The following is a 10,992-nucleotide window of genomic DNA, read 5'->3' as shown; positions in this document are numbered from 1 at the left end:
GGCAGCGGCCGAGGCCACCCCCGGGACCGCCGCCATCGTCGCGGCCGAAGTCGGGTTTCCCGTCGCCGTCAAGTCGTTGAAGCGTTCGGCCGGACGGTCGGCACGGGCGGGCGTGGCGCTCGACCTCGGTTCGACCGCGGACGTCATCGAGGCGGTCGACACCATGGTCGACGGACTCGGCAACGACGCCGGCACCCTCGTGGTCCAGGAGATGGTGCCGCCCGGTGTCGACGCCCGCATCCATTGCCAGCACGACGACCGCCTCGGCGTGATCGTCACGGTCGGCTACGGCGGGGCCGACGCGAACCTGATCGACGACCGAGCGAGCCGACTCGCACCCCTCTCGCACGCGAGCGCTTCGGCGATGCTCACCGAGACCAAGGTCGGCGCCGCCCTGGAATCATCGGCGCTCGACCCGTCTCCGCTCGTCGACGCGATCGTGCTCGCCGCCCAACTGTGCGCCGACCAGGGTGACGTCGATGAACTCGACCTCAACCCCGTGATCGTCTCCGACGCCGGCGCGATCGTGACCGACGCCACCGTCCGACTGCTCGATCGCCCCGACGGCGAAGCCGCCCTCCGCCGCCTCGACTGAGGGCGGTAGGTTGCGGGGATGGCGTCAGCGAAGGAGTTCGAGGGTCCGACCACGGAGCTGCTCCAGACGCTGATCCGCAACGAGTGCGTCAACGACGGCACGCCCGAGTCCGGTCACGAGACCCGCAGCTCCGACACACTGAAGCAGTACCTCGAGGGTTCGGGCCTCGACGTCCAGACCTACACCCCCCGCGAGGGCCGGGATTCGATGGTCGCCCGGATCGAGGGCTCCGACCCGAACGCGCCGTCTCTGTGCCTGATGGGCCACACCGACGTCGTTCCGGTCAACCCGGACGGCTGGCGCCATGATCCGTTCGGTGCCGAACTGATCGACGGCGAGATCTGGGGCCGCGGCGCGATCGACATGCTCAACCTCACCTCGTCGATGGCCGTCGCGTTCCGTCACCTCGCCGACACCGGCTTCCGACCCAAGGGCGATCTCGTCTACTTCGGGGTCGGCGACGAGGAGGCCGGTGGAGGCCTGGGCGCGGAGTGGATGGCCGAACACCACTGGGACGCGATCGACGCCGACTACGTCCTCACCGAACTGGGCGGATGGTCGCACGAGTCGGCCGACGGGACCCGGCAGGTGACGGTCAACGTCAACGAGAAGGGCCTGGCGTGGCGCCGACTTCGTGTGCGCGGGACACCCGGCCACGGATCGATGCCGTTCGGTGCCGACAACGCGCTCATCAAGGCAGCCGAGATCGTTCGGAGGCTCACCGAGTACCGACCGATTCCCGAACTCGACGAGATCTGGCGGGCACAGGTCGCCTCGATGGACGTCACCGACGACGTCCGAGATGGTCTGTCCGACCCCGCCAAGATCTGGGACACGATCGACACGCTGCCCACGCCCGTCGCCCGGACCTGCCACGCCCACACCCACACGACCTTCTCGCCGAATGTCGTCCACGGCGGGCAGAAGACGAACATCATCCCGGACGTGATCGACCTCGAGATCGACATTCGCGTCGTTCCCGGTGACCAGGAGAGCGCCGAAGGCCACCTTCGTGCGGCACTCGGAGACCTCTACGACCAGGTCGAGGTCAGCGACATCCAGAACTCGCCGGCGACCACCTCGCCGTTCGGGTCGGACAACGCACTCTGGACCTCGGTGGAGAAGCACACCCAGGTGGCCTACCCGGGCGCCAAGCTCGTCCCCGGCCTCACCGTCGGCGGGACCGACGCCCGCTTCTACCGTGAGCGAGGGCGCACCGCGTACGGCACCGGACTGTTCTCGCCGGGCATGGACTTCGCCACCTTCGGGTCACGTTTCCACGGCCACAACGAACGCATCGACGTCGCCTCGCTCGGCCTCTCCGCCGAGTTCTTCTGGGGCATCGCCCGCGACCTCCTCACCTGACCCGACTGCAGTTTCGATCGGTTTGGGTGACCGAAAGTGACGGCGGACGCGGATTCGGTCACACGAACCGGAATCGCCGATCCGGGGCCCCGTCAGTGACGGCCGAACGGGTTGATCGATCGCTCGGTGAAGGCGTTCAGGGCGTGCACGATGTCGTGGCACACGAACCGGTCGCTGCCCGGCGTGGAACGCGGGATCGGGTCGATCACGCCGGCGGCGACCAGATCGTTGAGTGCACGCCGGATCGAAGCCGGACTCGCGTCCAGCATCGGTTCCAGCACCTCGGTGTCGACCACCGGATGATGCAGCAGGATCTCGATGATCGGATGGACGAGCGCATCGGATCGGAACGACTCGGTGTGGCTGCGCCAGTTCTTCTGCATCTGGATCACGTCATCGAAGAGGTGGCTGGCGTTGCGGAGTGCCGCGAACACCGCGTCCGCTCCGAGTTCGACGATCGGTACGAAGTCGCCCATCCGATACTCGGTGAGCGCTTCGATGTAGCGATGCTTCTGCGACACGATTCCCGCCGAGATCGGCAGCGTCGCAGCCTTGGTCAGTCCCTCGCGCCGGAGCAACGCGTGGACCAGCGCACGGCCGACCCGGCCGTTGCCGTCGGCGAACGGATGGATCGTTTCGAAGTGAGCGTGCATCACCATCGCCTGGATGAACACCGGCATGTCGGTGCGAGCCATGAAATTGCACAGGTCCTCGATGGCGTCGGGGATCCGATCGACCGACGGCGGGACGAACTCGGCTTCGGGAGGTCCGCCCGAGTAGCTGCCGATCCACACCGCCTCGTTGCGCCAGCGACCGGCCAGGACCGGATGGGTCGATCCCAGCAGCGCCCGATGGATGTCGAGGATCGTCTCGGGCGAGATGTCCTCGGCCAGAACGATCGCCGCGGTCGTCGCCTCGAAGTTCCCCATCACCTCGGCCACCGATCGGCCCTGATCCTCACCGGTTTCGGCCATCAACAGGTCCGGGACCGGTGCGGCCACGTTCTCGATCCTCGACGACGCCGACGATTCGATCCGCACGAGGAGCGATTCGAGCGGTGCCAGCGTGTCGCCGACGCGGATGTCGAATGCCGCGATCGCGGTACGCACGTCCTCCGAAACGAGGGCGCACTCCGACGGCAGCATCATGTCCTCGCTGCCGATCTCGGGAACGACCGCTGAGTCGTACCGGTGATCGCCGGTCGACCGTCGCGAGTCGCCGCCCTGTTCGATCAGCCAGGTCAGACGCTCGAACGTCACTCGCGGCCATGATGTGTTGCGCGGCATGGGTCAGCGTTCCCGGCTCAACGGAAGAGATCCCGCTCGGCGTCGCGCAACACCGTCGCCATGCTGGCGTCGTCGTCTCGCGTCCAGTCGAAGCCGCGGACGACGGCCACGGGAACCCGACTGGTATTCCCTTTCACCAACTCGGCAGCGGCCGCGAGTTCGTCGGCCGTGCAGATCTCCTGCACCCGGAACTCGTGACCGTGCGGGTCGTGTTGGCCGATGTAGCTGTACAGCGGATTCATCCCGGCGATGCCGATCGCGATGTCGGTCTGGCCCTCGCGCCACGGTCGGCCGAACGTGTCGGTCATGATCACGGCGACGTCGACCCCCAGCCCGGCGAACCGGGAGCGCTGAGCGCGCGACGTGGCGTCGGGGTCGAGCGGCAGCGTCAGGATCCGTCCGTGGGCACCGCTGGACGACTGGTCGACGCCGGAGTTCGCACAGCAGAATCCATGATGCGTCTCGGTGATCAGGACCGGGCCGATCTGGCGGACGATTCGCTTCGATTCTCGCAGGACGACCTCTGTGACCCTGGGGTCCTTGTCCCATTTCTCGGACCACCGGACCGCGAAGTCGGACGGCTCGATGTCGTCGAGTTCCACGGTGCAGCCCTCGACCTTCGACACGATCTTCGACGTGACGAGCACGATGTCGCCGTCGACCAGCGCATCGCCCTGGGCAGCAGCCGCCTCGTGGATCATCGCGGCGAGGTCCATGCCTTCGACGATCTCGGGCAGCCCCTCGACGCCGAACACCTCCAAGCGGGCCATCAACGAACTCCGGTCACGCGAGGCCGGCGAGGAACGCCACGATCGCGTCGTTCACCGGACCGGGATGAGTGAGGTTCGCGGCATGCGCCCCGGGGACGCGGACCACATCGCCCGCTCCCGAGAGTCCGGCAGCCAGCGCTTCGGCGCGGTCCATCGTGATCGCCGTATCCTCGGTCCCGTGCACCACGAGCGCGGGACAGGTGATCTCTCCCAGGCGGTCGGTGATGTCGTCGCGATTCAGCAGACACTCCCCCGGCTCACGCATCTGCTCCTTGGGCAGTTCCCGCCATTTCGCGATCCACTGTTCGTTGAGTTCGGGATCGGCGATGATGATGTCGGCGATCGTCCCCGCGAGCTCGTCGACGGGGCCGACGCCGACCCACGTGTCGATCATCGCCCGATACCCCTCCTGGACCGCGGGATCTTCTCCACCGGCCTGGGTGTCGAGCAGGATCAGCGCCGCGACGCGCTCAGGAGCGGTGAGCGCCGCGCGCAGTGACAGGAAGCCGCCTTGGCTCATCCCCGCCAGCACCGCCCGATCCACTCCGAGGTGATCCATGAGGCCCAGGCAATCGGACGCCGAATCCCAGTAGCTGAACGGCTTCCCGTCGAACTCGGTCTGACCGAAACCGCGCTCGTCCCACGTCACGACCCGGTGCGTCTCGCGCAAGATCTCGACCTGCGGATCGAACATCGAATGGTCCATCAAGAACCCGTGCGAGAAGACGACGACCGGACCATCACCCCCGGAGTCCTCGTAGAAGAGTCGCTGTCCGTTGACGTCTGCGAAGGCCATGGGCTGAAACTAGTAGCACGCTCGGGCAGACTGCACGAATGACTGACGACAACGGCCGCCAGGTCTCCGAGATCTTCGACCCGAGCGCATGGACCACGGTTCCCGGGTTCGAGTTCACCGACATCACGTACCACCGGGCAAACGACTCCGGCGTGGTGCGGATCGCGTTCGACCGGCCCGAGATCCGCAACGCCTTCCGCCCGCACACGGTCGACGAGCTGTTTCGTGCTCTCGATCACGCACGGATGTCGACCGACGTCGGCTGCGTCCTGCTCACCGGGAACGGACCGTCTCCTCGCGACGGTGGCTGGGCGTTCTGCTCCGGTGGTGACCAACGCATCCGTGGCAAGGACGGCTACAAGTACGCCGAGGGAGAGAATGCCGACTCGATCGAGCCGGGGCGCGCTGGTCGCCTGCACATCCTCGAGGTCCAGCGCTTGATCCGGTTCATGCCGAAGGTCGTCATCTGCGTCGTTCCCGGATGGGCAGCCGGCGGCGGTCACTCGCTGCACGTCGTGTCCGACCTGACGCTGGCGTCGACCGAACACGCGCGCTTCAAACAGACCGACGCCGACGTGGCGAGTTTCGACGGCGGCTTCGGGTCGGCGTATCTCGCTCGGCAGGTCGGCCAGAAGTTCGCCCGCGAGATCTTCTTCCTCGGCGACGACTACACGGCCGACGACATGGTCGCAATGGGGGCCGTGAACAAGTCGGTTCCGCACGCCGAACTGGAATCCACGGCACTCGAGTGGGGACGCAAGATCTGCGCCAAGAGCCCCACGGCGCAACGGATGCTGAAGTACTCGTTCAACCTCATCGATGACGGTCTGGTCGGCCAGCAGGTGTTCGCCGGTGAGGCGACCCGACTCGCCTACGGCACCGACGAAGCCGCCGAAGGTCGGGACAGCTTCCTCGAGAAGCGCGACGCCGACTGGTCGCCCTACCCGTACCACTTCTGAGTTCCGGTGAGCGCTGACGTCATCGTCATCGACGATCCGGACGACGAGCGGTTCGCCCAGTTCCGGCTGAACGAGCGCGGCCTGGCCAACCGCGCCCAGAAGCGAGACGACGCCGGGGCCGGGCTGTTCCTCGCCGAGGGCGACCTCGTGGTGGAGCGCGCCCTGGACGCCGGATGTGTCCCGGTCGCTGCGCTGGTCGATGCGCAACGGATCCCGGCGATCGCGGGACGGCTCGCCGGCGTCGGCGCGCCGGTGTACGCCGGAGGGGACGAGGTGCGCCGGATCATCTCGGGACTGGGGATGCCGCAGGCGATCATCGCGCTGTTCGAACGGCCCGCACGTCCGAGCGTCGCCGAGTTGGCAGCACGCTGCCGACGACTGGTCGTGTTGGAGGCGGTCGACAATCCCGCGAACGTCGGGTCGATCATCCGCAACGCGGCCGCGCTCGGGTGGGACGGCCTCATCCTCGACCACACCAGCGCCGACCCACTCGCGCGGCGCTCGCTACGCGTTGCGATGGGCACCGCGTTCGCGCTTCCCCACGCCCGCACGACCACGCTCGCTGCGGACATCGCCGGGCTGGCGGCGGTCGAGCTGTACGCGATGACTCCCGATCCCGCGGCCGCGCCGATCGACGCCGTGGAACCCGGCGAGCGGGTGGCGATGCTCATCGGCTCGGAGCGATCCGGATTGTCGAACGACCTGCTGCAGCTCGCGACGCCGGTCCGCATCCCGATGACACCGGGCGTCGACTCCTTGAACGCCGCCGCTGCGACCGCCGTCGGATGCTGGGAGCTCCGCTTTCGCGGATAGACACGACGCCATGTCGAGCGTGCTGCTTCTCTCCTGTCCGGACCAACCGGGCATCGTCGCGGCGACCGCTCAGTCGATTGCCGACAACGGGGGCAACATCGTCCACGCCGAGCAGTACGTCAAAGCCGACGACGGCGAGACCGGGTCGGTGTTCTTCCAGCGGGTCGTGTTCGATCTCGCGGACTCGGTGACGAACGCATCGTTCCAGACGGCCTTCGCTCCCACAGCGGAGGAACTCGACATGACGGTCGACCTGCGAGATTCGGCGGTGCCGATTCCGACGGCGATCATGGCGTCCAAGCAGCCGCACTGTCTCTATGACCTGTTGATCCGGTGGCGCAGCGGTGAGCTGCCGATGGACCTGCGGGTGGTGGTGTCGAATCATCCCGACCACGAAGGCATCTGCACCCACATGGGCATCCCGTACGTCCACCTCCCGGTGACCAGGGAGACCAAGCCCGAGCAGGAGCGCCAGGTGCTCGCCACGCTCGACGAGCACGGGGTCGAGCTCATCGTGATGGCGCGGTACATGCAGATCCTCAGCGACGACTTCGTGTCACACCACCCGATGCGGATCATCAACATCCATCACTCGTTCCTGCCGGCGTTCATCGGTGCGAATCCGTATCGGCAGGCGCACGAGCGCGGGGTGAAGCTGATCGGTGCCACCGCGCACTACGCGACGGCCGACCTCGACGAGGGCCCGATCATCGCCCAGGACACCGCCCACGTGAGCCACCGCGAAACCGTGGCGCAGTTGACATCACGCGGCCGCGACCTCGAGACCGTCGTCCTCGCACGCGCCGTCGCCGCCCACCTCGAGCACCGCGTCGCCGTCCACGGCCACCGCACCATCGTCTACAACTGAGGACGTTCGTCGGTGTCGGTCACCGACGAACATTTCAGGCGGATGCTTCGGCGGCGGCTCGACGGGCGCGACGTCCCCGACGAGGCGCTGCCCCCGAAGGTTCCCACGTGAACCGCTTGATCGCGACGAGGGCGCCGGCCACTCCCCACGCGGCGACGAACGCCAGCTTGTCGGGGGCGAAACCCGAACCGTCGACGAACGGGTTGAAGCAGTCCTGGAATGCGTTGACGAACGGCTTCAGCGGGAACAGATTGGCGACCGTGTTCAAGAACCCGTCGTCATCGGTCGAGACGAACACGTCGGAGATGAACGCCAGCGGAAGAATCGTCGCATTGACCACGGCGGCCGACGATGACGCCGTCTTGATCACCGACACGAGCGCCATGCCCAGTGCAGCGAACGCGGCCACCCCGACGAGCAACGTCACGAACGCCGCCGGCATCTTCTGCCATTCGATCGACAGGTCGTAGAACGCGGCACCCATCGTGATCATGAGGATCGTTCCGGCGAAGGCGAGGATGATCGACGAACCGATCAGCCCCGCGAGGTAGGTCCAGGTCGGCAGCGGCGTACTCCGCCAGCGCTTGAGGATGCCTTCGTCGCGCCGGATCGGGACCATGTTGCCGATGTTGCTGTACGTGGCCGACACCGCGGTGAAGGCCGCCAGCCCTCCGGTGTAGAACTGGCGGATCGGCCACTCGGCGCCGTTCACGGACACGGTGTTGTCACCGAAGATCGCGTTGAACAGCACGAGCATCACGATCGGGAGGATGATCGTGAAGAAGAGCGCGACCGGAATCCGGAAGAAGTACGTGAGCTGGTAGCGGATCTGGCGCGCCACGAGCGAGACGTCCGTTGGATACGGGTTCACGCCGTGCCCTCCTGCGTCGGGTCTCCGTGAGCATCGTGATCCGTGAGCTGGAGGTACACGTCCTCGAGCGACGCTCGCGTCACGCTGAGACCCGCGAGTTCGATGTCCTGTTCGACCGCCCAGCCCGTGAGACGCTGAACCACGCTCGTCGAATGCTCGACCGTCGCCTCGACCAATCGCCCGGACACGCGAACCGGTGCGTCGATCAACGGCCCGAAGGTGGCCACCGCGTCGCCCGGTGCGATCGACTCGGGCAACTGGAAGCTCACGACCGTGCCGCTGATGCCGTCGATCAGTGCCGACGGCGTGTCCTCGGCGATCAGCGCGCCGTGAGCGAGGACGCCGACACGATCCGCCAGGTGTTCGGCCTCGTCGAGATAGTGCGTGGTGAGCAGCACGGTGGTCCCGCCAGCTCCCAGTTCCTCGATCAGATCCCACGCCAGACGGCGCGCCGACGGATCGAAGCCGGTGGTCGGTTCATCGAGGAAGAGCAGGTCGGGAGTGCCGACGATGCCGAGTGCCAGATCGACACGGCGACGCTGTCCGCCCGAGAGTGATCCGACCCGTTCGTCGGCCTTCGCCTCGAGTCCGGTGAGTTGTAGAACCTCTTCGGTCGACCGCCGTGTGCGGTAGGCGCTGCCGTAGATCTCGAGCACCTCGCGCACCGTGAACTCGTTCTCGACACCGGAGCTCTGCAGGACCACGCCGATCCGATCGCGAAAGTCGCGCTCGGCCTTCGAGGGGTCGAAACCCAACACCGACACCTCGCCGGAAGTCGCGGCACGATGACCCTCCAGGATCTCGACGACGGTCGTCTTGCCTGCTCCATTCGGTCCGAGCAGGGCGTACACCTCGCCGGGCCGGACGTCGAAGGAGACGCCGCGCACCGCGTGGTTGTCGCCGTAATGCTTGTGCAGGTCGCGGACCTCGATCGCAGCCATCGTCGGCGACGGTATCCGGATCAGCCGTGGCTCGGACGGGATGACGAGATCGGGAGTCCCGTGTCATTGCGGAGATGTTCCGCTGCGGGGACGAAGTACGTCAACAACTCGTCGGCGATCCCATCGGGGACATCGGGATCGGTGCAGACGGTCTCGACGGCGGCCGTCATGTGGACGAGCCATCGATCACGTTCGAGCGGCCCGACGTGGAACGGCATGTGTCGCATCCGGAGGCGGGGATGGCCACGTTCGTTCATGTAGGTGGTCGGCCCGCCCCAGTACTGGATCAGGAACAGCGTCAGGCGGTGCCGCGCACCGGTGAGATCAGGTTGCTCGGGATACAGCGGGAGCAGCACCTCATCGGTCGCGACGCCCTCGTAGAAGGCGTCGACCAGACGTTCGAAGAACTCGGCGCCGCCGACCCGCTCGAAGAGTGTGGTCGTCGAGTCGGTCACGCCGGCAGTGTACGGCGATGGCGCAGGTCGTCAGCTGGCGTCGAACTTGCGGTACTCGCCGAGCTCGTCGAGTTGAGCGACGAACGGCGTCGAGTCGTCGCAGGGGTCGAGGACCACGAAATCGTCGGTGGCGAGGAGTACCAGTACGGAGACCGCATCGTCGGCGGTCGTGCGCACCTCGATCACGTCTCCGGCTTCGAGGGTCTCCATCATCAGGGTGGTCATGTTCGTTCGCGTTCCTTCGTCGTTCTCCGAGAGCCGATTGCGCTCGTGATGTTCACCCTGTCCAACGGTCTACCCAACCAGATTGTTCCCATTGGTCGGAAATTTCGCTCACCATCGAGTCCGAGGCTCCGCCCGGTCATTCGAAGTGCGGCTCGACCCAGTTCGGAAAGACGTCCGGGAGTTCGTCGCTGACCCGGTTCTGGTACTCCGCGGGCCGCTTCTCGAGGAAGCTCTCGACACCCTCGCGAGCATCCGCGCTCGGACCGCGCAGTGCGATCCCCCGCGAATCCGCGCGATGCGCAACCATCGGATGATCGGCGCCGAGCATCCTCCACAGCATCTGTCGGGTCAGCGCGACCGAGACGGGCGCAGCGTTCTCGGCGATGTCGGATGCGATCGCGCGGGCGTCGGCGAGGAGGTCGTCGGCCGCGTGCACGCTGCGGACCAGCCCGCCGGCATGTGCTTCGTCAGCGGGAAAGACGCGACCCGAGTAGCACCACTCGGCCGCCTGGCTGATCCCGACGATCCGTGGCAGGAACCACGACGAACACGCCTCCGGCACGATGCCCCGTCGGGCGAAGACGAACCCGAACTTGGCGTGCTCGCTGGCGAGGCGGATGTCCATCGGAAGTGTCATCGTGACGCCCACGCCGACCGCAGCACCGTTGATCGCGCCGATCACCGGCTTCTTCGAGTCGTAGATGCGCAAGCTGACGAGACCACCGCCGTCACGCGGAACACCGATGTCGCTCTGCACGTCACTTCCGCCCTTGGCGAACGTCTCGCCGCCGCCGCCGAGGTCGGCACCGGCGCAGAACGCGCGCCCGGCTCCGGTCACGATCACGGCTCGCACATCGTCGTCGGCGTCGGTCCTGTCGAACGCGTCGATGATCTCGTTCATCATCGTGCCGGTGAATGCGTTCAGCTTGTCCGGACGGTTCAGGGTGATGGTCGCGATGTGGTCATCGACGTCGAACAGAATCTGCGAGTAGTCCATCCGAGCACCGTAGAACCTTCGGCGTTCTCGTGAACAGTTCGCGCACGGAGC

Annotated in this window: 13 protein-coding genes; 5 read left to right on the top strand and 8 right to left on the bottom strand. The window is 66.7% G+C overall.

The genetic code is table 11. From position 1 onward, the window contains the following. Positions 1-595 (top strand): acetate--CoA ligase family protein (locus ON45_RS16025; protein ID WP_040495029.1); only part of this gene is annotated, 595 nt, incomplete at its 5' end. 18 nt (positions 596-613) lie between these two features. After that, entirely contained in the window at positions 614-1,960 is a 1,347-nt protein-coding gene (locus ON45_RS16020) for a M20/M25/M40 family metallo-hydrolase (RefSeq protein WP_051063191.1), read from the top strand. Positions 1,961-2,052: 92 nt separating this feature from the next. Here ON45_RS16020 and ON45_RS16015 read toward each other — a convergent pair whose 3' ends face one another. Genes ON45_RS16015 through ON45_RS16005 form a run of 3 tightly spaced genes read right to left on the bottom strand, consistent with a single transcriptional unit; the run spans position 2,053 to position 4,812 of the window. Further along, the gene (locus ON45_RS16015) at positions 2,053-3,219 is read right to left on the bottom strand and encodes a Fic family protein (RefSeq protein ID WP_158412457.1); all 1,167 of its coding nucleotides are present in this window, start codon (positions 3,217-3,219) and stop codon (positions 2,053-2,055) included. A gap of 44 nt (positions 3,220-3,263) precedes the next feature. After that, a complete protein-coding gene (cofE, locus tag ON45_RS16010; protein WP_040495027.1) occupies positions 3,264-4,016 on the bottom strand; it encodes a coenzyme F420-0:L-glutamate ligase in 753 nt (250 codons plus the stop codon). A 13-nt stretch (positions 4,017-4,029) separates the two neighbouring features. Beyond that, on the bottom strand, positions 4,030-4,812 hold the full coding sequence (locus ON45_RS16005; protein WP_040495025.1) for an alpha/beta fold hydrolase: 783 nt from the start codon (positions 4,810-4,812) through the stop codon (positions 4,030-4,032). Positions 4,813-4,850: 38 nt separating this feature from the next. Between ON45_RS16005 and ON45_RS16000 the strand changes: the two genes are divergently transcribed. Genes ON45_RS16000 through purU form a run of 3 tightly spaced genes read left to right on the top strand, consistent with a single transcriptional unit; the run spans position 4,851 to position 7,452 of the window. Then, complete coding sequence (locus tag ON45_RS16000; protein WP_040495023.1) at positions 4,851-5,771, top strand: 1,4-dihydroxy-2-naphthoyl-CoA synthase; 921 nt, start codon at positions 4,851-4,853, stop codon at positions 5,769-5,771. 6 nt (positions 5,772-5,777) lie between these two features. Next, positions 5,778-6,584, top strand: coding sequence for a TrmH family RNA methyltransferase (locus tag ON45_RS15995; RefSeq protein ID WP_051063189.1), 807 nt, complete (start codon positions 5,778-5,780; stop codon positions 6,582-6,584). Positions 6,585-6,594: 10 nt separating this feature from the next. After that, positions 6,595-7,452, top strand: coding sequence for a formyltetrahydrofolate deformylase (purU, locus tag ON45_RS15990; RefSeq protein WP_040495021.1), 858 nt, complete (start codon positions 6,595-6,597; stop codon positions 7,450-7,452). A gap of 34 nt (positions 7,453-7,486) precedes the next feature. Here purU and ON45_RS15985 read toward each other — a convergent pair whose 3' ends face one another. From ON45_RS15985 to ON45_RS15965, 5 genes are all read right to left on the bottom strand, one after another. Beyond that, positions 7,487-8,323: an ABC transporter permease gene (locus tag ON45_RS15985; RefSeq protein WP_040495019.1), complete on the bottom strand. Its 837-nt coding sequence runs from the start codon at positions 8,321-8,323 to the stop codon at positions 7,487-7,489. Next, the gene (locus ON45_RS15980) at positions 8,320-9,264 is read right to left on the bottom strand and encodes an ABC transporter ATP-binding protein (protein ID WP_040495018.1); all 945 of its coding nucleotides are present in this window, start codon (positions 9,262-9,264) and stop codon (positions 8,320-8,322) included. The genes ON45_RS15985 and ON45_RS15980 overlap by 4 nt, the downstream gene beginning before the upstream one ends. Positions 9,265-9,284: 20 nt before the next feature. After that, positions 9,285-9,719: a globin gene (locus ON45_RS15975; protein WP_040495016.1), complete on the bottom strand. Its 435-nt coding sequence runs from the start codon at positions 9,717-9,719 to the stop codon at positions 9,285-9,287. A gap of 30 nt (positions 9,720-9,749) precedes the next feature. Next, positions 9,750-9,944 carry a hypothetical protein gene (locus ON45_RS15970; RefSeq protein ID WP_040495014.1) on the bottom strand — a complete coding sequence of 65 codons (195 nt, stop codon included), beginning with the start codon at positions 9,942-9,944 and terminating at the stop codon, positions 9,750-9,752. Positions 9,945-10,080: 136 nt separating this feature from the next. Further along, positions 10,081-10,941, bottom strand: coding sequence for a crotonase/enoyl-CoA hydratase family protein (locus ON45_RS15965; RefSeq protein WP_040495012.1), 861 nt, complete (start codon positions 10,939-10,941; stop codon positions 10,081-10,083). Positions 10,942-10,992 lie beyond the last annotated feature (51 nt).

The sequence above is a fragment of the Ilumatobacter nonamiensis YM16-303 genome (assembly GCF_000350145.1).
GTDB classification, from domain to species: domain Bacteria; phylum Actinomycetota; class Acidimicrobiia; order Acidimicrobiales; family Ilumatobacteraceae; genus Ilumatobacter_A; species Ilumatobacter_A nonamiensis.
The sequence above is the reverse complement of the archived record's forward strand: the minus strand, read 5'-3'. Positions and strand labels throughout refer to the sequence as shown.

Bases quoted from the DNA above. Each gene is read 5' to 3' on its own strand.
- ON45_RS16005 (WP_040495025.1), bottom strand. From the start codon at position 4,812: ATGGCCTTCGCAGACGTCAACGGACAGCGACTCTTCTACGAGGACTCC.
- ON45_RS15970 (WP_040495014.1), bottom strand. From the start codon at position 9,944: ATGACCACCCTGATGATGGAGACCCTCGAAGCCGGAGACGTGATCGAG.
- ON45_RS16020 (WP_051063191.1), top strand. From the start codon at position 614: ATGGCGTCAGCGAAGGAGTTCGAGGGTCCGACCACGGAGCTGCTCCAG.
- purU (WP_040495021.1), top strand. From the start codon at position 6,595: ATGTCGAGCGTGCTGCTTCTCTCCTGTCCGGACCAACCGGGCATCGTC.
- ON45_RS15965 (WP_040495012.1), bottom strand. From the start codon at position 10,941: ATGGACTACTCGCAGATTCTGTTCGACGTCGATGACCACATCGCGACC.
- cofE (WP_040495027.1), bottom strand. From the start codon at position 4,016: ATGGCCCGCTTGGAGGTGTTCGGCGTCGAGGGGCTGCCCGAGATCGTC.
- ON45_RS15980 (WP_040495018.1), bottom strand. From the start codon at position 9,264: ATGGCTGCGATCGAGGTCCGCGACCTGCACAAGCATTACGGCGACAAC.
- ON45_RS16000 (WP_040495023.1), top strand. From the start codon at position 4,851: ATGACTGACGACAACGGCCGCCAGGTCTCCGAGATCTTCGACCCGAGC.